The organism is Guyparkeria sp. TX1 (genome assembly GCF_046523965.1).
Lineage (GTDB): Bacteria > Pseudomonadota > Gammaproteobacteria > Halothiobacillales > Halothiobacillaceae > Guyparkeria.
Map to the genome: position 1 here is coordinate 13,297 of NZ_CP144142.1, position 25,454 is coordinate 38,750.

General features: G+C 65.4%; 22 protein-coding genes. 6 read left to right on the plus strand and 16 right to left on the minus strand.

What is annotated here, in order from left to right; genetic code table 11:
* Nucleotides 1-79 precede the first annotated feature (79 nt).
* From bamA to VWP12_RS00145, 16 genes are all read right to left on the minus strand, one after another.
* Nucleotides 80-2,431, minus strand: a complete 2,352-nt coding sequence (gene bamA / locus VWP12_RS00070) for an outer membrane protein assembly factor BamA (RefSeq protein ID WP_410474108.1) — start codon at nt 2,429-2,431, stop codon at nt 80-82.
* A gap of 384 nt (nt 2,432-2,815) precedes the next feature.
* Entirely contained in the window at nt 2,816-4,198 is a 1,383-nt protein-coding gene (rseP, locus tag VWP12_RS00075; protein ID WP_410474109.1) for an RIP metalloprotease RseP, read from the minus strand.
* Between the two features lie 3 nt (nt 4,199-4,201).
* Entirely contained in the window at nt 4,202-5,446 is a 1,245-nt protein-coding gene (gene dxr, locus VWP12_RS00080; RefSeq protein WP_410474110.1) for a 1-deoxy-D-xylulose-5-phosphate reductoisomerase, read from the minus strand.
* A gap of 1 nt (nt 5,447) precedes the next feature.
* On the minus strand, nt 5,448-6,272 hold the full coding sequence (locus VWP12_RS00085; protein ID WP_410474111.1) for a phosphatidate cytidylyltransferase: 825 nt from the start codon (nt 6,270-6,272) through the stop codon (nt 5,448-5,450).
* Entirely contained in the window at nt 6,269-7,042 is a 774-nt protein-coding gene (gene uppS, locus VWP12_RS00090; protein WP_410474112.1) for a polyprenyl diphosphate synthase, read from the minus strand. Before uppS ends, VWP12_RS00085 begins: the two co-directional genes overlap by 4 nt.
* Nucleotides 7,043-7,048: 6 nt before the next feature.
* Nucleotides 7,049-7,606 carry a ribosome recycling factor gene (gene frr, locus VWP12_RS00095; RefSeq protein ID WP_125197817.1) on the minus strand — a complete coding sequence of 186 codons (558 nt, stop codon included), beginning with the start codon at nt 7,604-7,606 and terminating at the stop codon, nt 7,049-7,051.
* Entirely contained in the window at nt 7,599-8,342 is a 744-nt protein-coding gene (gene pyrH, locus VWP12_RS00100) for a UMP kinase (protein WP_125197816.1), read from the minus strand. Before pyrH ends, frr begins: the two co-directional genes overlap by 8 nt.
* A 188-nt stretch (nt 8,343-8,530) precedes the next feature.
* Nucleotides 8,531-9,406, minus strand: a complete 876-nt coding sequence (tsf, locus tag VWP12_RS00105) for a translation elongation factor Ts (protein WP_410474113.1) — start codon at nt 9,404-9,406, stop codon at nt 8,531-8,533.
* Nucleotides 9,407-9,516: 110 nt separating this feature from the next.
* Nucleotides 9,517-10,257, minus strand: coding sequence for a 30S ribosomal protein S2 (gene rpsB, locus VWP12_RS00110; protein ID WP_125197814.1), 741 nt, complete (start codon nt 10,255-10,257; stop codon nt 9,517-9,519).
* 235 nt (nt 10,258-10,492) lie between these two features.
* Entirely contained in the window at nt 10,493-11,824 is a 1,332-nt protein-coding gene (glmM, locus tag VWP12_RS00115; protein WP_410474114.1) for a phosphoglucosamine mutase, read from the minus strand.
* Between the two features lie 138 nt (nt 11,825-11,962).
* Nucleotides 11,963-12,700 carry a c-type cytochrome gene (locus tag VWP12_RS00120; RefSeq protein WP_158611699.1) on the minus strand — a complete coding sequence of 246 codons (738 nt, stop codon included), beginning with the start codon at nt 12,698-12,700 and terminating at the stop codon, nt 11,963-11,965.
* Nucleotides 12,701-12,915: 215 nt separating this feature from the next.
* Nucleotides 12,916-13,749 (minus strand): dihydropteroate synthase, encoded by an 834-nt coding sequence (gene folP, locus VWP12_RS00125; protein WP_410474115.1) that lies wholly within the window; start codon nt 13,747-13,749, stop codon nt 12,916-12,918.
* Complete coding sequence (gene ftsH, locus VWP12_RS00130; protein WP_410474116.1) at nt 13,746-15,758, minus strand: ATP-dependent zinc metalloprotease FtsH; 2,013 nt, start codon at nt 15,756-15,758, stop codon at nt 13,746-13,748. The genes folP and ftsH overlap by 4 nt, the downstream gene beginning before the upstream one ends.
* A 93-nt stretch (nt 15,759-15,851) precedes the next feature.
* The gene (gene rlmE / locus VWP12_RS00135; RefSeq protein WP_410474117.1) at nt 15,852-16,475 is read right to left on the minus strand and encodes a 23S rRNA (uridine(2552)-2'-O)-methyltransferase RlmE; all 624 of its coding nucleotides are present in this window, start codon (nt 16,473-16,475) and stop codon (nt 15,852-15,854) included.
* 162 nt (nt 16,476-16,637) lie between these two features.
* Complete coding sequence (locus tag VWP12_RS00140) at nt 16,638-17,111, minus strand: copper chaperone PCu(A)C (protein WP_410474118.1); 474 nt, start codon at nt 17,109-17,111, stop codon at nt 16,638-16,640.
* Complete coding sequence (locus VWP12_RS00145; RefSeq protein WP_410474119.1) at nt 17,108-17,767, minus strand: SCO family protein; 660 nt, start codon at nt 17,765-17,767, stop codon at nt 17,108-17,110. Before VWP12_RS00145 ends, VWP12_RS00140 begins: the two co-directional genes overlap by 4 nt.
* A gap of 103 nt (nt 17,768-17,870) precedes the next feature.
* Between VWP12_RS00145 and yhbY the strand changes: the two genes are divergently transcribed.
* The 6 genes from yhbY to VWP12_RS00175 all read left to right on the plus strand — a co-directional run bounded on the left by yhbY (nt 17,871) and on the right by VWP12_RS00175 (nt 25,438).
* A complete protein-coding gene (gene yhbY, locus VWP12_RS00150; RefSeq protein WP_125197807.1) occupies nt 17,871-18,188 on the plus strand; it encodes a ribosome assembly RNA-binding protein YhbY in 318 nt (105 codons plus the stop codon).
* Complete coding sequence (gene aat / locus VWP12_RS00155) at nt 18,185-18,883, plus strand: leucyl/phenylalanyl-tRNA--protein transferase (protein ID WP_410474120.1); 699 nt, start codon at nt 18,185-18,187, stop codon at nt 18,881-18,883. Before yhbY ends, aat begins: the two co-directional genes overlap by 4 nt.
* A gap of 79 nt (nt 18,884-18,962) precedes the next feature.
* Nucleotides 18,963-20,960 (plus strand): monovalent cation:proton antiporter family protein, encoded by a 1,998-nt coding sequence (locus VWP12_RS00160; RefSeq protein WP_158611697.1) that lies wholly within the window; start codon nt 18,963-18,965, stop codon nt 20,958-20,960.
* Between the two features lie 97 nt (nt 20,961-21,057).
* Nucleotides 21,058-21,291 carry a hypothetical protein gene (locus VWP12_RS00165; RefSeq protein WP_410474121.1) on the plus strand — a complete coding sequence of 78 codons (234 nt, stop codon included), beginning with the start codon at nt 21,058-21,060 and terminating at the stop codon, nt 21,289-21,291.
* 224 nt (nt 21,292-21,515) lie between these two features.
* On the plus strand, nt 21,516-24,980 hold the full coding sequence (mfd, locus tag VWP12_RS00170) for a transcription-repair coupling factor (RefSeq protein ID WP_410474122.1): 3,465 nt from the start codon (nt 21,516-21,518) through the stop codon (nt 24,978-24,980).
* Complete coding sequence (locus VWP12_RS00175) at nt 24,977-25,438, plus strand: RDD family protein (RefSeq protein ID WP_410474123.1); 462 nt, start codon at nt 24,977-24,979, stop codon at nt 25,436-25,438. The genes mfd and VWP12_RS00175 overlap by 4 nt, the downstream gene beginning before the upstream one ends.
* The last annotated feature ends 16 nt before the right edge of the window (nt 25,439-25,454 follow it).

The window sequence follows — 25,454 nt, forward strand, 5'->3', positions numbered from 1 at the left end:
AAGGCCCGATGTGGGCCGAACGGAAACCGCCGAACGGCGGCCCCCACTCCTGCATGGCGGCACATTATGCCACAGCCCGTCAGAACGACGCGCCGATCGAGAACTGGAAGCTCTGCGTCCGGTCTTCCGGCTCGTCGTTGAGCGGCTGGGCAAAGCTGAACATCAGCGGGCCGACCGGCGAGATCCAGCTCAAGCCCACACCTACCGACTGGCGCAGCGTATCGGCCTCGAAGTTCTCGATGTCGCGATAGGCATTACCGATATCCCAGAACAGGGACATGCGCACCGAGTCACGCTGCTCGGTCAGGAAGGGCAGCGGCGAATAGATAGCGAGGCCACCGTTGACCTTGAAGGTGCCACCCATCGGATCGTTGTTGTTGTCGCGCGGGCCGAGCGAGTAGTCCTCGTAGCCCCGTACCGAGCGAATACCACCGGTGAAGTAGTTCAGGAACGGCGGTACGCCGTCGTAGTAGTCACTCACCCCGGAGTAGTCGTTCTCGGTATCGCCGTAGGCCTTGATCTGACCGACGTTGCCGTGCGCCTGCAGGGTGAACATGTCGGTCAGCGGCAGGTAGAACTCGCCGTCGTACTCGCCCTTGACGTAGGTCAGGTCACTGCCCGGCACGGCCAGCGTCGCCGTGAGGCGGTGGTACTGACCCGCGGTCGGGAACATGTGCCGGTTGCGCGAATCGTAGCGCCAGGAGGGCTTGATGGTGTAGGTGTAGTACTGCTCACCATCAAAGCCAGGGCCCGGCTGGTCATTGATGTCGGGGTCTTCTTCGCCGGTTACCCAGCTGGGAGAACGAGTCGTCGCCTTGATCTCCTGGCTCTCGACGCCAAAGGCGATCGAACCGTAGGTCAGCTCCGAGAGCGGCACACCGAAGTTGATGTTGCCACCGTAGGAGTCGACCAGGTAACGGGACAACGACAGCTCGGTCCCGTCCTGCTTCTGGTAGAACAGCCCGAAGCCCTGGCTGACGCCGTTGACGGTGAAGTAGGGGTCACGGTAGTTGAACTGGTAGTACTCGCGGTACGAGCTGCGTTCGACGTTGATCCCCACTTCCTTGCCGGTGCCGAGGAAGTTCGGCTGGTTCAGGCCGGCGTTGAACAGCACGCCTTCGGCCTGGGAGAAGCCCACACCGGCGGTTAGCGAACCAGACAGTTGCTCGGTGATGTCGTACTCGATATCCACTTGATCCGGCGCGTCAGGCACCGGGCTGACCTCCTGTTCGACCCGCTCCACCGAGGGCAGTCGTTCAAGACGCTGCTTGGAACGATCGAGCTTGTCGCCGGCGTACCAGCTACCCTCCATCTGCCGCATTTCGCGACGATAGACGACCTCGTTGGTGTTGTAGTTACCCTTGAACTCGATCTCGCGCACGCTGACGCGACGCCCCGGCTCGAGATTGAAGTCGACGACAACGGTTTTCTCATCCTCATTGATATCCGGGCGCGGCTCGACCCGTGCGAAGGCATAGCCGTAATCGCCCATGCGCCGACCAATCGCATCGCTGGTGTCGACCACCTGACGGCGACTGAAATACTCGCCCACCTCGACCTGCGTCAGCTCCTCGAGGGTCTCCTCGTTGAGCAGCATGTTGCCGCTATAGGTGACGTCCTCGACCTTGTAGCGCTCACCCTCGGTGATGTTGACCACCACCTCGATGTCCTTCTTGTCCGGCGTGATGGTCACCTGGGTAGAGTCCACCGCGAACTTGAGGTAACCGCGATCGAGGTAGAACGAACGCAGGCGCTCGAGATCGGCCGACAGCTTCTGCTTGGAATACTGGTCGGCACTTGACCAGAAGCGCCACCAGGAAACCGGGCCGAGCTCGAACTGATCGAGCAGTTCATCCTCGTCGAAATCCTCGTTGCCAATGATGCGCACGCGGCGGATGGAAGCCGGCTTGCCCTCGTAGATCTCGATATTGACGAAAACGCGGTTGTCCTCGAGCTCTTCGACCTCGGTCTCGATCTGCACACCGTACTGACCCAGGCTGTAGTAGACGCGCTGCAGCTCGGTCTGCATCTTGTCCAGTGCCCGCTGGTCAAGCACGCGCCCCTGGACCAGGCCGATCGACTTCAGGGCTTCCTGCAGCTTCTCGGTCTCGACCTTCTCGTTGCCGTTGACCTCTAGCGCCGTAATGGTCGGGCGCTCCTGCAGCCGGATCAGCAGCGCATCGTCCGGCCCCCGGCCCACCTCGACATCCTTGAAAAAGCCGGTGTCGTACAACGCCTCGACCACGCGTGTACTGTCACCGGCCTGGAAATCGTCGCCGACCTCGTAGGGGATGTAGGTGAATACCGTACCCGGGGAAATGGTCCGCAGGCCCTCGACCCGGATATCGGTAATTTCGAATGCCTGTGCCAGCGTTGGCAAGAGAAGCAGCGCGGCAAGCGCCAGGGAGGTGCAGCGTTGGGTGATGGTCATGCCGAAAGGCTTTCCTGGTCAGGCGGATGGATTGGAATTCGGGAATACGGCCGAGGCACGGCCGACTCGCCGACCCGGCACTAGGGAAACGTTGCGCGATTCGATAGCGTCTCTGCGGGACCGCCAAGGGGCCAGATGCAAGGCGCAGTCCGCCGTGAATGGCCTTGTCCTTCACAAGGACTGCAACGCCGCAGATGGCCCCTTGGCGGCCCGCCCGAAGGGGCTTGCGGGTTTGCCCGCACTCGGCGTTGCCGTCCCTCGATGGGCATCGAGCCCGTCTTCGGTCCGGCGCCTTGATTGCGGACAAACCCGCAATCCAGAGATGCTATCGAATCGTGCAGAGTTTCCCTAAGGAAAATCCGGGCTATTGTGGCCCAAGCGGGGCTAGTGCATCAACCGCGCGATGTCGTTGTAGAAAACCACCACCATCAGCAGCCCGAGCAGCAGGATACCCAGGCGGGCAAAGACTTCCTCGAAAGCGGAACCAACCGGCCCGCCCTTGATCGCCTCGATGGCGTAGAGGAGCAGGTGCCCACCGTCGAGCATCGGAATCGGCAGCAAGTTGAGGATGGCCAACGACAGGCTGACCAGGGCGAGAAAACCGAGGAAGGTCGACAACCCCAGCAACAGGCTCTTGCCGGCATACTCGGCAATGGCAACCGGCCCCGAGAGGTTGGCGATGCTCGCCTCGCCCGTGAGCAAACGATGGAAGACCGAAAACGTCAACGTGGTCATCTCCCAGCTGCGCTCGACGGCCAGCCCCATGGCCTCGACCGGACCGGCCCGCTCCAGCAGGAACATCGACTCGGCCGCCTCGGTATCGAGCGGATGAGCGCCCAGGGCCACCCCGATTCGCCCCACGATCTCGCCATCCACCTCGGTGGCACGTGGCGTGACGACCACGTCCTCACGTCCGGCATCCGTCTCGATGGTCAATCGGGTCGCCTCGCCCGCTCGTGAGCCGATTGCCTCAATCAGTGCCCAGGGGTCCCGGTATTCACGCCCGTCGATCGCGACGATCCGCGAGCCGGCCTCGAGCCCCGCCTCCATTGCCGGCGTGTCGGGTTGCACCTCCGCGATTTCGGCATGCGCCGGTGCCCGCCACGGCGAGAATCCCACCCGCTCGAGAATATCGGTCGGCTGCCGGCCGATCTCGCCACCGAGCGGGTCGAGATCACGCAGATCGAGGGTTACCTCGCGACTCGCCCCACCCTGCTCTACCGTGAGCGGCAGGCGCCGCTGCTCGATCGCGCCGTTGAGCAACGACAACCGCAAGTCCGACAGGGTGGCCATCGGGTCGCCGTCTACGGCACGGACGACATCGCCCTCCTGCAAGCCCGCCTCGGCCAGGCGGGAACCGGCCTCGAGCTCACCCACCTTCGGCAACACGCCCTGGGTGCCCACCATGAACATCAACCACCAGAAGACCAACGCGAGCACGACATTGGCCGCCGGACCCGCGGCAACGATCGCCGCGCGCACCTTGAGTGGTTGACGATTGAAGGCCCGGTGGCGCTCGGCCGGGTCGACCTCGCCCTCGCGTTCGTCGAGCATCCGCACATAACCACCCAACGGGAACAGGCCGACGCGGTACTCGATCGCCTCGGGGCCACGCCGAGTCGAGTAGATCGCCCGGCCGAAACCCAGCGAATAGGTCAGCACGCGTACGCCCAGGCGACGCGCCACCCAGAAATGCCCGTACTCGTGGAAGGCGACCAGGACGCCGATGGTCAACAGAAAGCCGACCACGCTCAGAAGAATATCCATCGATCAGCCCCTGACCGCCGCGCCGCTTGGGCGCATACGACACCATGACGCGGTCCAGACCCGCACCTCCCGATCGGTGGCCAGCACCGCCTCGATGGTCTCCGGCGCAGCGGATGAAGCGTCGCCGGCGAAGTACGTCATGGCCGCCTGGAGCGCGGCGGGAATGTCCATGAAGCCGATTCGGCGCTCGAGGAATGCAGCTACCGCCACTTCGTTGGCTGCATTCATCACCAAGGGCATTAACCCACCTGCGGCAAGGGCCTCAAAGGCCAGGCGCAGCGCCGGGAAACGTTCGGGATCCGGCGATTCGAAATGCAGCCCGGCGAGCGCACCGAAATCCAGTGGTGCGACGCCCGATTCGATCCGCTCCGGCCAGGCCAGTGCGTGGGCGATCGGGGTCCGCATGTCGGGCTCACCCAGCTCGGCGATGACCGAGCCGTCGACGAATCGCACCATCGAATGGATCACCGACTCGGGGTGAACCAGCACCTCGATACGCTCGGCCGAGACACCGAAGAGGCGGGCCGCCTCGATCACTTCGAGACCCTTGTTCATCATGGTGGCCGAATCGACCGAGATCTTGCGCCCCATCGACCAGTTCGGGTGGGCGCAGGCCTGCTCGGGGGTGATGCCGGCGAATTCGGCCAGCGGCCGCTCGCGGAACGGCCCGCCCGAGGCGGTCAGTACCAGCCGTTCGATCTTGTTGCTGTCGCCGACCAATCCGGCACGGCCCACCACGGCGGCCTGATCAGCGGGCAGGCACTGGAAAATCGCATTGTGCTCGCTGTCGATCGGCAACAGCGTCGCCCCGGCGCGACGCGCCACGTCGAGCATCAGCTCGCCAGCCGCCACCAGGGATTCCTTGTTGGCCAGCAGCACCCGCTTGCCGGCGGCCAACGCATTCCACGTCGACCCCAGCCCCGCGGTGCCCACGACCGCCGCCACCACGGTGTCGAGCGCCGGATCGCCGGCCAACTCGTCCACCGCTGCCTGACCCACCACCACGGTCGGCCGCTGGGCAGCCGGCAGGCTAGCCAGCCGCTCCTCGAGTGCGGCGCGCCGGTCGGCATCGACCAGGCCGACCGTCGCCGGACGGAATCGCTTGATCTGTTCGAACAGGGGATCGATTCGCGAGTGGGCCACGAGCACGTCGACGGAAAACCGTTCCGGGTGACGGGCAAGCACGTCCAGCGTGCTCGTGCCGATGCTGCCGGTCGAGCCGAAGATACCGATGCGGGTCTGTGCCACCTCAGCCTCCCAGCAGCTGCATCTGCCACAGCCCCAGCCACCACAGCGGCATGGCGGCGAACTGGCCGTCGAGACGATCGAGCACCCCGCCGTGCCCCGGCAGGATACGACCGCTGTCCTTGGCCCCCGCCTCGCGCTTGAGCCGCGACTCCTCGAGATCCCCGCCGACCGATGCGAGCGCCACCAGCGCGCAACACAGGGCGAGCAGCCAGCTCGGCGTGGCCGCGAACAACGGCAGAATCGCCCCGATCGCCGCGAGCACCGCCACACCGGCCAATCCCCCGACCACGCCTTCGATGGACTTGCCCGGACTAATCATCGGGGCCAGCTTGTGGCGCCCGAATGCGCGGCCGGCAAAATAGGCCAGCGAGTCGGCGACGACCACGACGAGAATGCCGAATACCAGCAACCACTCGCCGTCAGGCGCGGAGCGCACCTCGACGAGAGCAAGCCAGAACAAGGGAAGGATGGTGAGCCCGATCAGACGGCGCAGCCAGAACGGCCGGTTGGCCGGGCGTTCGCGGCGATGGCGCAACTGCGCGGCGAACAGCAGCAACCAGGTTGCCGCCACCGCGCCCATGAGCCAGGCGAGCTGACCGGCAGGCCAGAGCACCTGCCAGCCAACGGCCAGGGCGACGGTGCCGACCACCCAGGGCCAGATCTGGCACGGGGCCAGCCCGCAGAGACGGAACCATTCCACTGCGGCCCAGCCGACCAGGACCAGCGTGAGGCCGGCAAAGACGCGCTCGGGGGCAAGGAGGATGACGGCGAGCGAGACCAGCCCGGCAATGGTGCCGGTCAGCAGACGAAGCGGCGTGCCGGTCATGTACCCGCCTCGCTGGAATCGACACGGCCGAACCGTCGGTCGCGCGCGGCGAACCAGGTCAGCGCCCGATCGAATTCGGTCTCGTCGAACAACGGCCAAAGCACGTCGGTGAAATACAGCTCGGCGTAGGCCGTCTGCCAGAGCAGGAAATTGCTCAGCCGATGCTCACCTCCGGTGCGGATGAAGAGGTCCACCGGCGGCTGGCCGGCCGTGGCCAACCCGCTCTCGAAGGCGGACTGGAGGGTGTCGAGGTCATCGAGCCCCAGCGGGGAGTCGGCATGCCGCTCGGCCAGACGACGGGCGGCCTGGAGGATGTCCCACTGGCCACCGTAGCTGACGGCAATCTGCAACTGGAGGCGGTCGTTGCCCGCGGTGCGTCGCTCGGCAGACGCCATCAGCTCACGGACAGTGGAATCGAGCCGGGCACGTTCGCCGATGAAGCTCAGGCGCACGCCATTCTCGTCGAGTTCGTCGAGCTCCTTCTCGAGGGCGTTGATGAACAGTTTCATCAGCGCATCGACCTCGTCGGCCGGGCGTTTCCAGTTCTCGGAGGAGAAAGCGAACAGAGTCAGGAGGGGAACGCCGCGACGCATGGCCGCGCGGATGGTCGCACGCACCGCACGGCGCCCGCGCTGGTGGCCGACAGTACGAGGGAGGTGACGCGCACGCGCCCAGCGGCCATTGCCATCCATGACGATGGCCACATGGCGCGGCAGGCGCGCCGGGTCGATCTCGGACACCTGTTCGTGGTCGTGGCTACGCGCCCCCACGTCGCCTCAGACTTCCATCAGCTCTTTTTCTTTATCCGCCACGAGCTGGTCCACCTCGGCGACCCGTTCGTCGGTCAGCTTCTGGATGGTGTCCTGGCCACGACGCTCCTCGTCCTCGGAGATTTCCTTCTCCTTGAGAAAGCCCTTGAGGTCGTTGTTGGCATCCCGACGGATATTGCGGATGGCAATCTTGGCGTTCTCGCCCTCGTTGCGCACCACCTTGCCGAGATCGCGGCGACGCTCCTCGGTGAGCGGCGGCATCGGAATACGGATCACAGTCCCGGCAGTCGACGGGTTGAGACCCAGATCGGAGGTCATGATTGCCTTCTCGATCTTGCCAACCATGTCCTTCTCCCACGGGGTGACCGACAAGGTGCGCGCGTCCTCGGCCGACAACTTGGCGACCTGGGAGAGCGGCACGTCGCTGCCGTAGTACTCCACGTGGATATGGTCGAGCACGCTGACATGCGCCCGGCCGGTGCGGATCTTGGAAAGCTCGCTCTTGAGCGCCTCGATACTCTTGTTCATGCGCGAGCGGGCGTCTTTGACGATGTCGTCAATCATTCTTCTCGTTCTCCGCTGTCACCAGGGTTCCCACGGCTTCGCCGGCGACGGCGCGCACCAGGTTCCCCGGCTCATTGATGTCAACCACCATCAGCGGCATCTGCTGATCGCGACACATCACGATCGCGGTGGCGTCCATGACGCCCAGCCGCTGGTCGAGCACGGCATTGTACGTCAAATGATCGTAGCGTTCTGCACTGGCATCCAGGGTCGGGTCGGCACTGTAGACCCCGTCCACCTTGGTCGCCTTGATCATCAGATCGGCATTGATTTCCGCCGCCCGCAGGCTAGCGCCCGAGTCGGTGGTGAAGAACGGATTGCCCGTCCCGCCGACCAGCACGACCACCCGCCCTTTCTCCAGGTGGCGGATCGCACGACGACGGATGTAGTCCTCGCACACCGCGTGGATGGATACCGCCGACATGACCCGCACCTTGAGTCCGAGTTTCTCGAGCACGTCCTGCATGGCCAGCCCGTTCATCACGGTCGCCAGCATCCCCATCTGATCACCGGTCACGCGGTCCATGCCCCCACCCGCCAGGCCTTCGCCACGGAAGATGTTGCCGCCACCGACGACCACGGCCACCTCGACGCCCTGGTCCTTGAGCGCCTGGATGTCCTCGCCGAGGCGACTGATCACGGCCGGGTCGATCCCGAATGACTGATCACCCATCAGCGCCTCACCGCTGAGTTTGAGCAGAACACGTCGATAACGGGGAGAGCCGGCAGCTTGCATATCGTTCACCTGTGGGCTGTGAGCTTGCGTGGGACGAACCACTCGCGCCGGGGCGCGGCGGCGTCGGACATTCCTGCGTAAACCCCGTCGGGTGGCGCCGGGTGGCGTGGAACCGGGCGGCGGGGCTTAGGCGGAAATTCCGCGATTCAAAAAAAAGCCGGGGCATGCCCGGCTTTTCGGCAAGGGGATCAGCCCCCTTTGACCTGCGCCATCACCTCGGCGGCGAAGTCGCCTTCCTCTTTCTCGATGCCTTCGCCGACCTCCATGCGCTCGAAGCGAACCACCTTGGCGCCCTCCTTCTTCAGGAGCTGGCCGACGGTCTGGTCGGGATCCTTGACGAACGGCTGACCGACCAGGGTGATCTCCGCGAGGAACTTGCGGATACGGCCGTCGATCATCTTCTCGACGATCTCTGGCGGCTTGCCGGACTCAGTGGCTTGGGCGCGGAAGATCTCGCGCTCCTTCTCGACGGTGGCCTCGTCGACCTGCGACTCGTCGACGCAGTTCGGCTTGGTCGCGGCCACGTGCATGGCCAGGTCGCGCGCCAGCTCCTCGCTGCCGCCCTCGAGCTCGACCAACACGCCGATGCGCTCGCCGTGACGGTAGGCGCCGATCACGCCGCTGGTCGCCATGCGCACGAAACGGCGGATCTGGATGTTCTCGCCCAGCTTGGCGACCAGCGCCTTGCGGCGATCATCGGCCTTTTCCCCGTCGACATCCAGCGCGTTGACCGCGTCCATGTCGGCCGGATCGTCGGCCAGGATCTTGTCAGCGACGCTCTGCGCGAAACCGGTGAAGTCATCACCCTTGGAAACGAAGTCGGTCTCGGAGTTGATCTCAACCATCGCGGCGCTCTTGCGATCGTCGCTCATCGCGATGGCGACCTGGCCTTCGGCGGCTACGCGACCGGCCTTCTTGTCGGCCTTGGCCAGGCCGCTCTTGCGCATCTGCTCGATTGCGGCCTCGATGTCGCCGTCGGTCTCGACCAGCGCCTTCTTGCACTCCATCATGCCCGAGCCGGTACGCTCGCGGAGTTCCTTGACCAGAGAGGCGGTAATTGCCATGAGCTGTCTTCTCCCGAATCTGTCTTGTACAAAAACAACGGGTCAGGCGACCCGTTGTTCAGAAATCTGCGGCGGAGCGATCGAAACGACCGCCCCACTCCGAGCGGCGATTACTTGGCCGCTTCTTCCTCGTCGGCCACCTCGACGAAGTCCGACTCGCTGACGCTGGTTGCGCCCTTGGCGTCCAGCACAGCATCGGCAACGGCGGCGGTGTACAGCTGGATGGCGCGGATGGCGTCGTCGTTACCCGGGATGACGTAGTCGACACCCTGAGCGCTGTTGTTGGTATCGACCACGGCTACGACCGGGATACCCAGCTTCTTGGCTTCCTTGATGGCGATGTCTTCGTGACCGACGTCGATGACGAACAGTGCGTCCGGGAGACGCTCCATGTCCTGGATACCGCCGATCGAGCGCTCGAGCTTGGCGCGCTCGCGAGTGGTCTCGAGGGCTTCCTTCTTGACCAGCTTCGCCAGGCTACCGTCTTCTTCCATCTGCTTGAGCGCCTTGAGGCGGCGGATGGAGGCACGAACGGTGCGGAAGTTGGTCATCATGCCGCCGAGCCAGCGGTGGTTGACGTACGGCATGCCGCAGCGCTTGGCTTCCTGCTCGACCAGGTCACGGGCCGAACGCTTGGTGCCGACGAACATGATCTTGCCGCCGTTACCTGCCAGCTTGCCGACGTAGTTCAAGGCATCCTCGAACATCGGCAGCGTCTTTTCCAGGTTAACGATGTGGATCCGGTTGCGCTGACCGAAGATGTAGGGCGCCATGCCCGGGTTCCAGTATCGAGTCTGGTGACCGAAGTGGACACCGGCCTCGATCATCTGACGCATCGTGATTTTAGCCATTGGTAACTACCTGATTATGTTGGGTTAGGCCTCCGCCACATCTGACAGCGCAACCCCGGCCGAACCGTTGGGCACCCCGCGCTGCCATCTTGATGGGCGTGTGGAATTTCCGGGACAGCGCGATCAAGTCACGGCCCGGCGCGCGGAGTATACGGGAGAACGCCGCGAGACGGAACCGCCGAAACCGTCATCGAAAACCGATCCGCGAACCGGACACCCCGCCATGGGGAATTGGTCAGCTCGCGGCGTGCCGCCGCACCACCTCCGCCAGGCCCTCGGCGACCTCGCGCACCTGGCCTCGGGACTCTCCCTCCACCATCACACGGATCAAGGGCTCGGTGCCGGACGGACGCAACAACACCCGCCCCCGGCCGGCCAGCTCCCGCTCGGCTGCCGCCACGGCCTCGACGACAACCGGATCTTCCAGCGACACGGGCCGTTCGATGCGAACGTTGACCAAGGTCTGCGGCAGTACCGTCATCGGCTCGAGCAGCTCGGTCAACGAGCGCTCGCGACGCGCCATCTCCGCCAGCACCTGCAACGCGGCGACGATGCCGTCGCCCGTCGTGTGACGATCCAGGCACAGCAAGTGCCCCGACGATTCACCACCCAAGAGCCAGTGCTCGCGCCTGAGCGTCTCGTGGACATAGCGATCGCCCACCTTGGCACGCAAGAACGGTCGCTCCAGCGCCTCTATCGCCTGTTCGAGACCCAGGTTGCTCATCAGGGTACCGACCACCCCACCGGCATAGCCCTGCTCGATCCGGCCAGCCGCGATCACGTACAGCAGCTCGTCGCCATCGCGGATCACGCCATCGGCATCCACCATCATCACCCGGTCGCCATCGCCGTCAAAGGCGATGCCTAGATCGGCACCCGACTCGTGCACGGCGGCCTGCAGCGCCTCGGGGTGGGTCGAGCCGACCCCTTCGTTGATGTTGAACCCGTCGGGCGTCGCCCCAATCACGTCGACCTCCGCGCCCAGTTCGGAGAACACCCGCGGCGCGACCTGATAGGTTGCCCCGTGCGCGCAATCGACCACGATGCGCAGGCCGGCGAGACTCATGCCGATCGGCACGGTGCTCTTGCAGAACTCGATGTAGCGGCCGGCCGCATCACTGATGCGGTCGGCCTTGCCCAACCGACGGTTGTCGATTACCTCGAGATCCTGGTCGAGCATGGCCTGAATCTCGTCTTCGACCGAGTCCGGCAGCTTCTCACCCTGTGCAGAGAAGAACTTCACGCCATTGTCGTCGAACGGATTGTGAGAGGCGCTGATCACCACGCCGGCGGACGCACGCAAGGTGCGGGTCAGGTAGGCGATTGCCGGTGTCGGCATCGGCCCAAGCAGACGCACGTCCACGCCGGCCGCAGAAAAGCCCGACTCCAGGGCCGATTCGAACATGTAGCCCGACACGCGGGTGTCCTTGCCGATCAATACCCGGCGCCGACCGTAATCACCCAGCACCTTGCCGGCGGCCCAGCCCAGCTTGAGCACGAACTCCGGGGTCATGGGGTATCGCCCCACCGCTCCCCGCACACCATCGGTTCCAAACACTCTGCTCACGATCGCGCCTCTCGTCCTTACTTCCCTGCCGGGGCGAGCCTTCGCCCCAAGCAAAAACGCCGGCTGGAAAGCCGGCGCCAATCAACTCGTTCGGGCTGCCCGACATCCCCGGGCAGCGACCCTCCATGTGAAGGGTTCTTACATTGCCGGCTGCTCGCCCTCGTCCTCGGAGCCTTCGGAAACGTCCTCACGGAGCGTCTCGATATCAGCGATGTAGGCTGCGAGGTTGTTGATGTCCGCGTCGGACAGGTGGGTCGCCTGCGGGATCATTGCGTAGGAGTACTGCCCCATCTCGGTGCCCTTGCGGTACACCTTGAGCAGAGAGGCAACCTGGGAAGCCGCCATACCCTTGAGCTTGGGCGCATTCATCAGGTGACCACCCTCGCCCTGCTCGCCATGGCAGATGGCGCAGGAGGAGTACAGTGCCTGGCCACGCTCGACGTCGGCCTTGGCAATCTCGCCGCTCTCGGCAGCTTCCTCGGCTTCGGCCTGGTCACCACCTTCGTCACCGTTGCCGCCGGCGTCCCCACCGAACTCGTCGGCGATGTAGGCGGCCAGGTCATCGATGTCCTCGTCGGACAGGCCCGAGGCATTCGGCGCCATGGTGCCGAAACGATCACCAAGCCCCTGCTCCTTGAGGTAGTCCTGATCACCGTCGCGGTAGGCAGCCAGCTTTTTGGCTGTCTCGTCCTGGCCCAGGCCGGTCAGCTTCGGGAAGGCTCCGCCCTGACCACCACCGTCGGCGCCGTGGCAGGCCGCGCAGGAAGCGTACTTTTCCTTGCCCGCGGCGACATCGCCGGCGGCGTGAGCCAGCATCGGGGCCGCGAGGGCACCACTGGCGGCAAGAGCAATGAGTGAACGACGCATCTGTTTCATGATTTTTCTCTCAACTGTTGCACCCCGCGGCATCCGCCGGGCTGAAAACACCTCGATGTCACCGACATCGAAAAACGGTGATCCGGCGGATTGGCGGTGATTTCAAGTCAACCAAATTAACCCCGCCGGGCAAAATATCAGAAAATCCTAATTCGTAACAAGGCAAACGCTTTTATGGCGGGAAAGCCGTGTTTGTGCGTTTGCAGCGATCCAACTCATGCCACACACATGGCCCGCCACACCGCCAGCGCGTCGCGCGTGGCCTCGACATCGTGAACGCGCAGCACCGCGGCGCCACGCTCCGCGGCCAACAGGGCGGCCGCCGCGCTGCCCACGGCACGCCGTTCGACCGACTGCCCGGTGGCCTCGCCAATCATGCGCTTGCGCGACATGCCGACCAGAATCGGCGCGCCCAGGCCCGCGAGCTCCTCGAGACGACGCAGCAAGGCGAAGTTCTGCTCGTGGGTCTTGGCAAACCCGAAGCCCGGGTCCACCAGGATGCGTTCGGACGAAATCCCCGCCGCACGCAGACACCGAAACCGTTCGGCGAGGTAATCAGTGACCTCGGCCACCACGTCGTCATAGTCGGTGCGTGTCGCCATGTCACCGGGTTCGCCGCGCATATGCATCACGCATACCGAGGCGCCGCTCGCGGCGGCGGCCTCGACGGCGCCCGGTCGGGTCAGCGCCCGCACATCGTTGATCAGGCAGGCTCCGGCCTCGACCGCGTGACTCATCACCATCGGGGAACTGGTGTCCACCGACAAGGGGCAATCAAAGCGCGACGCCAGCGCCTCGATCACGGGGATCACGCGGGCCAACTCCTCGTCTTCGGCCACCGGCGTGGCGCCGGGACGAGTCGACTCACCGCCCACATCAATCAGGTCGGCGCCCGCCTCGAGCATTGCCTGTGTCGCATCGACCGCCCGCTCGACGGTATCGAAGCATCCCCCGTCGGAAAACGAGTCCGGCGTGGCGTTGAGGATGCCCATGATCAATGGGCGTCCCGTCTGCCGCCAGTCCGGACAGGCGCGCGGGGCGGTTGTCATCCGCCGCGCGGACCTCCCAGCGGATCGCCGCTGGGCGTACGATTGCCGTCATCGGACTCGGATCGGCCGTTATCGTCCGCTTTACCCTCGTCACGAGTGGGCTCGTCGTCCTCGACCTCGTCATCGGTGGTGTCGATGTGGGCGCCCGAGCTCGGCGGCTCGCTACCGGTACCGGAGCCACGCTCGCCCCAGTCCTCGGGTTCGCGCACCGGCCGACGCTCCATCAGGTCGTCGATCTGGCCGGCATCGATGGTCTCGTACTTCATCAACGCCTCGGACATCGCGTGCAGGATGTCCATGTTCTCGACCAGGATCTGGCGGCAACGCTGGTAGTTGCGGTCGATGACATCCTTGATCTCGACGTCGATCACTTCCTTGGTCTCGTCGGAGAAGTGACCACCCGAGGCCTGACGCCCCATGAACGGGTCGCCATCGTCCTCTGAGTAGTAGAGCGTGCCGAGCTTCTCGGACATGCCCCACTTGGTGACCATGTTCCGCGCGAGCTCCGTGGCCCGCTCGATGTCGTTCGAGGCACCCGTGGTCACCGCCTCGTCACCAAAGATCAACTCCTCGGCGATCCGACCACCGAACAGGCTGGAGATATTCGACTCGAGTTTGCGCTTGGAATAGCTGTAGCGATCCTGATCGGGCAGGAACATGGTGATGCCCAACGCCCGGCCGCGCGGGATGATCGAGACCTTGTAGACCGGGTCATGCTCGGGCACCAGGCGACCGACGATCGCGTGACCTGCCTCGTGGTAGGCGGTCAGTTTCTTCTCGTCCTCGCTCATCACCATGGACTTCCTTTCGGCACCCATGATGATCTTGTCCTTGGCGCGCTCGAGATCGGACATGGTCACGTCCGGCTTGTTCGACCGCGCGGCGAACAGCGCCGCCTCGTTGACCAGGTTGGCGAGATCCGCCCCCGAGAAGCCCGGCGTGCCGCGGGCGATCAATGAGGGCTCGACGTCCTTGGCCGCCGGCACCTTGCGCAGGTGAACATTGAGAATCTGCTCACGGCCGCGCACGTCCGGCAGACCGACCACCACCTGGCGGTCGAAACGGCCCGGGCGCAGCAGCGCCTTGTCGAGCACGTCGGCACGGTTGGTGGCCGCGACCACGATCACGCCTTCGTTGCCGTCGAAGCCGTCCATCTCGACCAGCAGCTGGTTGAGGGTCTGCTCGCGCTCGTCATGGCCGCCCCCCATGCCCGAGCCACGGTGACGGCCGACCGCGTCGATCTCGTCGATGAAGATGATGCAGGGAGCGTGCTTCTTCGCCTGCTCGAACATGTCGCGAACGCGCGAGGCGCCCACGCCGACGAACATCTCGACGAAGTCCGAACCGGAGATCGAGAAGAACGGCACCTTGGCCTCACCGGCGACCGCCTTGGCCAGCAGGGTCTTGCCGGTGCCCGGCGGGCCGACCATCAGCACACCCCGCGGGATGTTGCCGCCCAGGCGCTGGAACTTGCCCGGATCCTTGAGGAAGTCGACCAGTTCGACCACCTCTTCCTTGGCCTCGTCGGCACCGGCGACGTCGTTGAACGTGACCTTGACCTGATCCTCGCTCATCAGCTTGGCCTTGGACTTGCCAAAGCTCATCGCGCCGCGGCCGCCACCGCCCTGCATCTGGCGCATGAAGAAGATCCAGATCGCGATCAGCAGGATGAACGGGAACCACTGGATGAAGATCGTCATCAACAGCGACGGCTTTTCCGGCGCCTTGGCGTTGATCGCCACGTTGTTGTTCAGGAGATCACCGACCAGCGCACGGTTGTCCGTCTCCGGGCTGTAGGTCTCGAAGCGAGTGCCCGAGCCGGAGGTGCCCTTGATGGTCTGACCTTCGATGGTGACCGAGTCGACGCGCCCGCTCTTCACGTCCTGAATGAACTGTGAGTACGGCACCGCACTCGTGGTGGTCGCGCGCTGATCGAAGCTGTTGAACACCGTCATCAGCACGATCGCGATTACCACCCAGATCAGGATGTTCTTGGTCAAATCGTTCAACGCAACACCTCTGCGTACAGCCGCAAACAGGCGGACATCCCCGATGCCCGCCTGCCCTGGCGAATCAATGAATCGAATATTGTTCGGACAACCTTATCTCACGCGCTTGCCGGTTGCCACCAGATAGACCTCTCGCGAGCGTGGCCGAGAAGCCTTGGGCTTACGAACAACCACGCGATCGAAGCGCTGACGCGTCTCCTTGACGTACTCGTCGAACCCCTCGCCCTGGAACAGCTTGGTGACGAAAGCGCCTTTCGGCTTGAGCATCCGATCGCAGAAATCCAGTGCAAGTTCCGCGAGATACATCGAACGGGGAATGTCGACCGAATCCACACCACTCATGTTGGGGGCCATGTCGGAAAGCACAAGGTCGACCTCACTCTCGCCCAGGGCCGTCTCCAATTCGTGCAGCACGGCATCCTCGGTGAAGTCGCCCTGCAGCACGGTGGTGTCGGCGAATTGATCCATGGGAAGCAGATCGAGGGCGAAGACGTGCCCCTTGCTCCCGACCACCTGGGCGGCGTACTGAGTCCAGCCGCCCGGCGCGGCGCCCAGGTCGACTACCGTCATGCCGGGGCGCAGGAAACGGTCACGCTCGTTGAGCTCGATCAGCTTGTAGACGGCGCGCGAACGCCAGCCCTCGCGCTGGGCCTTCTGCACGAACTCGTCGCGGAAATGCTCGGTGAGCCATCGTTTGCTGCTGACCGACCGCGCCATGAGGCCTCCGGGTAGGACGTTACTAGGGAGCGGGATTATCCCCCATCGCCCCCGGCGACCCAAATCGAGGCGATCTAACGCGCGACCGGGCTCACCCGATCGCGATATTGCAGGGAAACGTCGATCAGATGGCAACTGAGAGAGACCGGCCTCGTCCCGGCCTCAATGATGGTGATGATCGCCGTGGTCATGCCCGGCGGGCCGAGCGGCGCGCGGGTGCACCACCGCCTCGACCGTCTGGGTGCTGCCATCGTCGAAGCGCAACTCGATCGGGATGCGCTGACCCTCGGTGGGCGCCTGCTCGGGCCCGATCAGCATGATGTGCAGCCCGCCGGGCGCCAGCGCGACCGACTCGCCCGCCGGCACCTCGATACGATCCTGGCGCACCATCCGATGCATGCCATCCTCGTTGAACGATCGATGCAGCTCCACCGTCTCGAAGCCGGGCGCGTCGGCCTCGACCACGTTTACGGGCGTCTCGCCGGCGTTGTGCAGTTCCATGAACGCGGCCGTGGCGTAGGCGCCCGGCGGCGCCAGCACCACCCACGGCTCATGGACCTCCAGTTCGGCGGCGGAGGCCGGCAACGTCATCACGGCGGCAAACGTGGCGGCGATCAGGTTTGAGAGACGTTTCATTCGGGGCTTACCTCAGATAGGAATGACGGGATCATCGTGACGATCCGGTCAGGATCATGCGGGCCGGGCAACAGGGCCAGCATGCGGCCCTGCGGGTCGATCAGGCGAAAACCGGTGTCGTGGTCGACACTGTAGCGCCGTTCGCCCGGCGCGTGCTTACCGATGCGATAGCCGGCCTTCACCGCGCCAGTGACCGCGTCGATCGCCTCGCGCGATCCGGTCACCGGCACGAACTCCTCGGAGAAGAACGCGGTGTATTTCTCGAGGTGGGCGGGCGTGTCGCGCTCCGGGTCGACCGACAGGAACACCACCTGCCAGTCGAATTGCGGCGAGTTTTCCTGCAGCGCCGGCAGGATCTGGGACAGCTGGCCCAACTCGGTCGGGCAGATGTCGGGGCAATAACTGTAGCCGACGTACAGCAGGGTCCAGCGCCCGGCGAACAGCGATGCCGTATCAATGGGGCCGTCCACGCCCTCGAGCCGGACATCGGGCACGGGCATGGGTGCCTCGGGCGCCCGCAGCACCAGCGGGTCGGGGCTTTCGTAGCCGGCAAGCGGGTTGGTCTCGGCGTTCTCGGCATCCGGCTGACAGCCGGCGAGCAACAAGACGAGGACGAAGGGCAGGAGCAGAACGCGCAGCAACATGGTGTTGGTCATTGGTCCGAGGGAGTCCAGAGCGGTAAACTGCCGGGTCATCCACGGTGTTGCAATGTGTGATTTCACACAGCCGCCTACCTGATTCCCGGAGATTCCCGACGACATGAACCTTACCGCCCGCCAGCGACAGTACCTTCGCGCCGAAGCACATCACTTGAAGCCCGTGGTACTCCTCGGCCAGCACGGCCTGACCGAGGCGGTACTCCTCGAGATCGAACAGGCACTCGAGATCCACGAGCTGATCAAGGTGCGGGTCCCGGGAGTCGAGCGCGAGGAGAAACGCGAGATCATCGACGCGATTACCGACGCCACCAAGGCCACCCTGGTGCAGACGGTCGGTCACATCGCCGTGCTGTTCCGCCCGCGCGCCAGCTACTCGGACTTCAACCTGCCCAAGCCGGGGAAAGCTGGCCAGCGATGATCCCGCTGCTCGGGCCGGATCCGTGGGCCTTCCCGCCGGTCACCAGTGCCCTGACAGAACCCAACGGCCTATTGGCCGCCGGGGGTGATCTGTCGGTCGAGCGACTGGCGACGGCCTACCGTCGCGGCATCTTCCCTTGGTATTCCGAGGGCGACCCCATCCTCTGGTGGAGCCCGGACCCTCGCACGCTGTTCACCCCCGAGCGCTTCCACGTCTCGCGCAGCCTGGCCAAGTGGCGCCGCCAGCGACGCTACCGAGTGACGGTCGACACGGCGTTCGCCGCGGTGGTAGACGGCTGCGCTGGGCCGCGCCGAGGCGACCCCGGCACGTGGATCGTGCCGGCCATGCGCCAGGCCTTCGTCGAGCTACATGCCGCGGGAATCGCCCACTCGGTGGAGGTCTGGTCGGGCGAGGAACTGGTCGGCGGGCTGTTCGGCAGCCGCATCGGCCGGGCGGCCTTCGGCGAGTCCATGTTCAGCCGCGCCCCCAACGCCTCCAAGTTCGCGCTGGCCGCCATTCTGGTGGATGGCGTCTGGGGACCGATCGACTTTCTCGACGCCCAGTTCACCACCGAACACCTGCTAGGGCTGGGTGCCGAGGAGTACCCGCGCTCGGTGTTCACGCGCTGGTTGGACGAGGCGGCCCGTGCGAATGGCCCGGACGAGTCGCCGAGCGAGTTGGCGGACAAGTTGTGATAAAACATGGGCGCCAGTTAGTGCATTAAGCAAGCGCCGCCGCCCCGCCCGGCCCACTTCTCTAGGAACGAGACACCCCATGCCAGCCGACACCATGGGCATCCTGCTGACACTGTTGCTGATCTCGGTCGTGGCCGTGGTCGCCCTGCGGCGTCTGAATCTGCCGGCGATCCTCGGCTATCTCGCCGTCGGCATGCTCGCCGGGCCGCACGCGCTCGGGCTGGTCAAGGACATCCACGACATCCACCTGATCGCGGAGTTCGGCGTGGTGTTCCTGCTGTTCATGCTGGGGCTGGAATTCTCGCTCTCGCGACTGATCGCCATGCGCCGGGCAGTCGTCGGCATGGGCGGGGCACAGGTGCTTCTCACCGCCGTGATCACCGGTGGGGCGGCACTGATGATGGGCTTTTCCCCGGCCGCGGCCTTCACGCTGGCCGGGGTGATGACCGTCTCCTCGACGGCGATCGTGATTCGCCAGCTCGGCGAGCAACTGGAGGTCAATTCCCGACACGGAAACAACGCCGTCGGCATCCTGCTGTTCCAGGACCTCGCGGTCATCCCCTTCCTGATCGTCATCCCGGTGCTCGGCGTATCGGGGCCGGAGGGCGACGCGGGCAACCTCACTCTCGAGATCACGCTCACCCTGGCCGCGGGCGTGCTCGCCGCCATCATCCTGTTCTTCGGGGGACGCTGGGTGCTGCGCCCGCTGTTCCGCGAGATCGCCAAGTCCCGCTCGGCCGAACTGTTCACCCTGGCCGTCCTGCTCACCGTGCTCGGCGCCGGCTGGCTGACCAACACCGCCGGCCTGTCCTGGGAACTGGGCGCGTTTCTTGCGGGCATCGCCCTGTCCGAGACCCAATACAAGCACCAGATCGAGGCCGACATCCGTCCATTCCGCGACGTGCTGCTGGGGCTGTTCTTCATCACCATCGGCATGATGCTTAACGTCGGCGGACTGGCCGAGATCGGCCACTGGGTATTGATGTTCCTGGCCCTGCTGATCCTCGCCAAGATGGCGATCATCTTCCTGATCGGCCGGGCGATGGGAGAGGCCCCCGGCGTGGCACTGCGCTCGGGCCTGGTCCTGGCCCAGGGGGGCGAATTCGGCTTTGCCATGCTCTCGATCGCCAGCCCCGATTTGATGACCGACATGGAGCACCAGATCGTACTGGGCACGGTGATCTTCTCGATGGTGCTCACGCCGATTCTGGTCAAGTACAACGGCGTCATCGCCAAGCGACTGGTGCCGGGTTATGCGAAAAGCCGGCGCGAGCACAACATCGAGGTGCGCGCCGATGCCAGCGACGTATCCCGGCACGTGCTCATCTGCGGCTTCGGCCGGGTCGGCCAGAACGTCGCCCGCCTGCTCAAGAGCGAAGGCATTGACTACACCGCGATCGAGGTCGACCCGGATATCGTCCAGCAGGCCAACGAGGCCGCGCTGCGGGTGTACTTCGGCAACTCTACCCACCTCGACATCCTGCAGTCGGCTGGCCTGGACCGCGCTCGCGCCGTGGTGATCAGTCACCTCGACGATGCCTCGACCATCAAGACCATCGAGGTGATCCGCGGGCACAACCGCGATATCCCGGTGATCGTGCGCACCCGCACCGACGAGCACCTCGACCGCATCCACGAGGCCGGGGCCACCGAGGTGGTCGCCTCGGTCTACGAGATGAGCCTGGCACTCGGCGGGCATGTGCTGCGCACGCTCGACGTGCCGCTGGCGAAGATCCTGCGCCAGATCCAGGAAATCCGTCAGGCCGATTACGCCCCGCTGCGCCACACCTTCCACGGCGACCGCGCCCGGGACGAAAACGACTTCGCCCTGCTCGCCCCGCGCACCCTGAAGAACGTGGCGCTGGTGCCGGGAGCCGCGGCGATCGGCAAGCGACTCGGCGCGCTCTTGACCGACCACGACGACGTAGTGGTCGACGCCATCAATCGCCACGGCATCCGCGGCGAGAGCCCCAGCGACGAGGTCGAGCTACAGGAAGGCGACGTGCTGACCCTGTATGGCTCGCCGGAGACCCTCGACACCGCCGAACAATTGCTGCTCACCGGCCGGCCCGACTGACGGTCGGGGAAGGAAAATTGGAAACATGCCGGTATTTCACTAGGATGGGGCTATCGATGACAGACACCTGATGCCGATATCAGGGGAGGCAAGCGACATGATCGCCAATGTGGACAGCGGCTATAGCAACGTGGCGGCCGCCGACGGCATGCTCTCGACACCGTCCAATCAGCAGACGGCCAACCCGAGCGCCCAGACCCGTAACACGCCGGTCGAAAACCCGGTCGAAAATCGGGTCAACGGCGGTGAGCCGAGTGCCGCGGCGCAGAACCGTGCCGGTGACGAGCAACAGGACGGCGCGCCTGGCAGCATGATCGACGTGCGCGCCTGATCCAATCGGGATCGACACGAGGCAGCGACAAGGGCTGCCTGGGAATGCGGGCTCCGGCCCGCATTTTTTTGTTCCTGCAATACCCGCGACGGCCACGGCCACCATCCAACCCGCCGCTCGTGCAGCCGCGCGGCAAATAGGCGACAATCGCGCTCCGAATCCGACCACCTTGATACACGCCGGCCTCATAGGGCCCGCCTCGACCACGATCCGCATCCAACTCCATGAGCGACGCCAAGCAGTCCATCGCCCAGCCCGCCGATCACCACGACCCGATCTACCTGCGCGTGCACACCGAGCTCGGCCGAGCGCTGGCCACGCGTCTGGCAGCCGTCGCCGCGGACCGGCCGGTACTCGTCGTGCTGCCCGACAGTCGAGCGGTCAACGACACCCGCGCCGCCCTGGCATTCCTGGGCATCGAGGCCAGCATCTTCCCCGACTGGGAAGTCCTACCCTACGACCGCTTCTCGCCGCACCAGGACCTGATCTCCGACCGGCTGTCACGGCTGTGGCGACTCCCCGGCGAATCACGCGGCCTGACCCTGATCGCCGCCCCCACCCTGCTCCAGCGCCTACCCCCACCGGCCTTCGTCACCGGCCAGGGCATGGTGCTGGAGGTCGGGCAGCGCCTCGATCGCGAGGCCTATCGCCATCAACTCGAGGAGGCCGGCTACAGCCTGGTCTCCACCGTCGAGCAGCACGGCGAATACGCCCTGCGCGGCGGGCTGATCGACGTGTTCCCGATGGGTGCCAACGAGCCGGTGCGCATCGACCTGTTTGACGACGAGATCGAGACCCTGCGCCATTTCGACCCGGAATCGCAGCGTTCCACCGAAACGGTCGAGGCCATCACCCTACTGCCGGCGCGCGAATACCCCCTGACCGACAAGGGCATCGCCACCTTCCGTCAGAACTGGCGCAACACCTTCCCCGGTGATCCGACCAGCGCACCCATCTACAAGCAGGTATCGGAAGGGCTGGTGCCGGCCGGTATCGAGAGCTACCTGCCGCTGTTCTTCGAGTCGACCGCGACGCTGTTCGACTTCCTGCCGGACTCGGCGCGCCTGCTGTTGTTCGACGGCGTCGAGCAGGCCATCGAGGGCTTCGTCCACGAGACCAGCGAACGCTTTGCCCAGCGTGCCGGTGACATCGATCACCCCATCCTGGCCCCCGAGGCGCTCTACCAGACACCGGACGAGTTCGGTGAACATCTCAAGCGCCTTCCGCGCTGGCAGCTGGTGGCCGGCTCGGACGAGCGTTTCCCGCAGGCCGCCGACATCGGCGACCGGCCCCTGCCCGACCTGACGGCAGGCAGTGCCGCCCAGCCGGCGGTGATCGAGCGACTGGCCGAGTTCGTGCGCGGGTTCGACGGTCACACCCTCCTGGTCGCCGAGAGCAGCGGTAGGCGCCAGGCTCTGGTCGAGCAGACCAACGCCGCCGGCCTGAAACCGCTCGGCATCAAGGGTTGGGACGAGGCCGACAGGGCGCCGGTGACCATCGCCGTGGCCGAACTCGAGCACGGTGCCATCCTGCCGACGGCCGGCCGACCGGTGGCGGTGATCAGCGAGACCAACCTGTTCGCCGAGCGGGTCGCGCAACGACGGGCCAAGTCGCGTCGCGGTCGGGACACCGATGCGATCATCCAGAACCTCGACGATCTCGCCATCGGCGCACCGGTGGTCCACGAGGATCACGGGGTCGGCCGCTTCCAGGGACTGGTTACACTGGAGATGAACGACCAGCAGCAGGAATACCTGCTGCTGACCTACGCCGACGACGACAAGCTCTACGTACCGGTCTCGAGTCTCGAGCGGATCTCGCGCTACACCGGCGGGGCCGAGGAAACCGCCCCGCTGCACCGGCTGGGCTCCGGGCAATGGGAAAAGGCAAAGAAGCGCGCCGCCCAGCAGGTGCACGACGTCGCCGCCGAGCTCCTGGACGTGCATGCACGCCGGGCCGCACGCAAGGGCACCTCGCTCAAGGCCGACGAGGCCGACTACCACCAGTTCGCCGAGGAATTCGCCTTCGAACCGACCGACGACCAGCGGCTGGCCATCGAGCAGGTGCTGGTCGACATGGCGGCCGGCCAGCCAATGGACCGCGTCGTCTGTGGCGACGTCGGCTTCGGCAAGACCGAGGTGGCAATGCGCGCGGCCTTCGTCGCGGTCGAGAACCACACCCAGGTGGCCGTGCTGGTACCCACCACGCTTTTGGCCGAGCAGCACCTGCGCAACTTCCGTGACCGTTTCGCCAACTGGCCGGTGACCATCGAGAGCCTCTCGCGCCTGTCGGGTGGCAAGAAGACCGCTGAGTTGCGCGAGCGGATCAAGGCCGGCAAGGTCGATATCGTCATCGGCACCCACAAGCTGCTGCGTGATTCACCCGAGTTCGCCAACCTCGGGCTGGTGATCATCGACGAGGAGCAGCGATTCGGCGTGCGCGACAAGGAACGCCTCAAGGCCCTGCGCGCCGAGGTGGACCTCCTGACCCTGACCGCCACGCCCATCCCGCGCACGCTCAACATGGCGCTCTCGGGCATCCGGGACCTGTCGATCATCGCCACCCCGCCGCGCGAGCGACTGGCAGTCAAGACCGTGATCCTGCGCTGGGACGAGGTGCAGATCCGCGAGGCGATCCAGCGGGAACTCAAACGTGGCGGCCAGGTGTACTTCCTGCACAACGAGGTCAAGAGCATCGACCGCATGGCCCGCCTGGTCGAGGAGATCGTCCCGGAGGCGCGGATCGGCGTGGCGCACGGCCAGATGGGCGAGCGCGGGCTCGAACAGGTGATGTCGGACTTCTACCACCAGCGCTTCAACGTGCTGGTCTCGACCACGATCATCGAGTCGGGGATCGACATCCCCACGGCCAACACGATCCTGATCCATCGCGCCGACAAGTTCGGCCTGGCTCAGCTCCACCAGCTGCGAGGCCGGGTTGGCCGATCGCATCACCGGGCCTACGCCTACCTGATCACCCCGGAACCGGGCCAGCTCACCCCGGATGCGCAGAAGCGCCTCGAGGCGATCGCCGCGCTCGAGGACCTCGGCGTCGGCTTCACCCTCTCCACGCACGATCTCGAGATCCGCGGCGCCGGCGAGCTGCTGGGCTCGGGGCAATCCGGGCAGATGCACGAGGTCGGCTACCGCTATTACATGCAGCTGCTCGACCGGGCGGTCGCTGCCATCCGCCAGGGCCGCGAGCCGGCACTGGACGCGCCGATGCAGAACGCTAGCACCGAGGTCGATCTGGGCGAGCCCGCACTGATCCCGGAGGACTTCGTCAACGACGTCCATACCCGACTGACGCTGTACAAGCGTCTGTCGACGGCGACGGACGACGAGGCGCTCGACGAGCTCAAGGTGGAGCTGATCGACCGCTTCGGCCTACTGCCCGAGCCGGTCGTCGCCCTGATCGAGACCCACCGGCTGCGCATCCGTGCCCGGCGGATCGGCATTACCAAGCTCGAGCTCACGGCCCGGGGCGGCCGCCTGATCTTCGGCGAGAACGCCCGCATCGACCCGGCCAAGCTGGTCGCCGCCGTGCAGGCCGCCCCGGAGACCTATCGACTGTCAGCCGACACCCTGCGCTTTAACCGGGAAATGCCGACGCTCGACGAGCGCCTGAAGACCATCGAGGCCATCCTGCAGGACATCGCCCTGCCCGAGCCCACGAAGGCCAACACATGACCGACTCCAGCAAAAACGACGCGCCCAAGCGCCCTGCGCGTACCGCCCCGCTGTGGCGACGTGTCGCGGCGCTTTTCTACGACATGCTGTTCGTCATCGCCGTGGTGATCCTGGCCACGTTCATCGCCCTGGTGTTCACCGGCGGTGAGCCCGTTCCACCGGAAGGGCCCATCCAGTGGCTGTTCCGCCTCTACCTGCTCGCCTGGATCGCGGCCTACTTCGTGTTCTTCTGGTGCCGATTCGGCCAGACGCCCGGCATGAAGGTCTGGCGCCTGCTTCTGATCCGTGAACGCAGCGGCGCCTGCTTGGGGCCGATGCTGGCACGCTTCGGCTTCGGCGTGCTCAGCCTGGCCACGCTCGGCCTCTTGTTCTTCATCACACTGCGCGACCCACAGCGACGCAGCTGGATCGACGACCGCCAGGCCATGCGGGTGGTGCAGTTGCTGCCCGATGGCTGACGCAAGCGGAACCGAT

Excerpts from the sequence above, each read along its gene's own strand:
- rseP (WP_410474109.1), bottom strand. The coding sequence starts at position 4,198 with ATGGATATTCTTCTGAGCGTGGTCGGCTTTCTGTTGACCATCGGCGTC.
- VWP12_RS00175 (WP_410474123.1), top strand. The coding sequence starts at position 24,977 with ATGACCGACTCCAGCAAAAACGACGCGCCCAAGCGCCCTGCGCGTACC.
- VWP12_RS00145 (WP_410474119.1), bottom strand. The coding sequence starts at position 17,767 with ATGACCAACACCATGTTGCTGCGCGTTCTGCTCCTGCCCTTCGTCCTC.
- tsf (WP_410474113.1), bottom strand. The coding sequence starts at position 9,406 with ATGGCAATTACCGCCTCTCTGGTCAAGGAACTCCGCGAGCGTACCGGC.
- mfd (WP_410474122.1), top strand. The coding sequence starts at position 21,516 with ATGAGCGACGCCAAGCAGTCCATCGCCCAGCCCGCCGATCACCACGAC.
- frr (WP_125197817.1), bottom strand. The coding sequence starts at position 7,606 with ATGATTGACGACATCGTCAAAGACGCCCGCTCGCGCATGAACAAGAGT.
- VWP12_RS00120 (WP_158611699.1), bottom strand. The coding sequence starts at position 12,700 with ATGAAACAGATGCGTCGTTCACTCATTGCTCTTGCCGCCAGTGGTGCC.
- folP (WP_410474115.1), bottom strand. The coding sequence starts at position 13,749 with ATGACAACCGCCCCGCGCGCCTGTCCGGACTGGCGGCAGACGGGACGC.
- VWP12_RS00085 (WP_410474111.1), bottom strand. The coding sequence starts at position 6,272 with ATGACCGGCACGCCGCTTCGTCTGCTGACCGGCACCATTGCCGGGCTG.
- VWP12_RS00160 (WP_158611697.1), top strand. The coding sequence starts at position 18,963 with ATGCCAGCCGACACCATGGGCATCCTGCTGACACTGTTGCTGATCTCG.
- rpsB (WP_125197814.1), bottom strand. The coding sequence starts at position 10,257 with ATGGCTAAAATCACGATGCGTCAGATGATCGAGGCCGGTGTCCACTTC.
- yhbY (WP_125197807.1), top strand. The coding sequence starts at position 17,871 with ATGAACCTTACCGCCCGCCAGCGACAGTACCTTCGCGCCGAAGCACAT.
- rlmE (WP_410474117.1), bottom strand. The coding sequence starts at position 16,475 with ATGGCGCGGTCGGTCAGCAGCAAACGATGGCTCACCGAGCATTTCCGC.
- bamA (WP_410474108.1), bottom strand. The coding sequence starts at position 2,431 with ATGACCATCACCCAACGCTGCACCTCCCTGGCGCTTGCCGCGCTGCTT.
- pyrH (WP_125197816.1), bottom strand. The coding sequence starts at position 8,342 with ATGCAAGCTGCCGGCTCTCCCCGTTATCGACGTGTTCTGCTCAAACTC.
- VWP12_RS00140 (WP_410474118.1), bottom strand. The coding sequence starts at position 17,111 with ATGAAACGTCTCTCAAACCTGATCGCCGCCACGTTTGCCGCCGTGATG.
- aat (WP_410474120.1), top strand. The coding sequence starts at position 18,185 with ATGATCCCGCTGCTCGGGCCGGATCCGTGGGCCTTCCCGCCGGTCACC.
- VWP12_RS00165 (WP_410474121.1), top strand. The coding sequence starts at position 21,058 with ATGATCGCCAATGTGGACAGCGGCTATAGCAACGTGGCGGCCGCCGAC.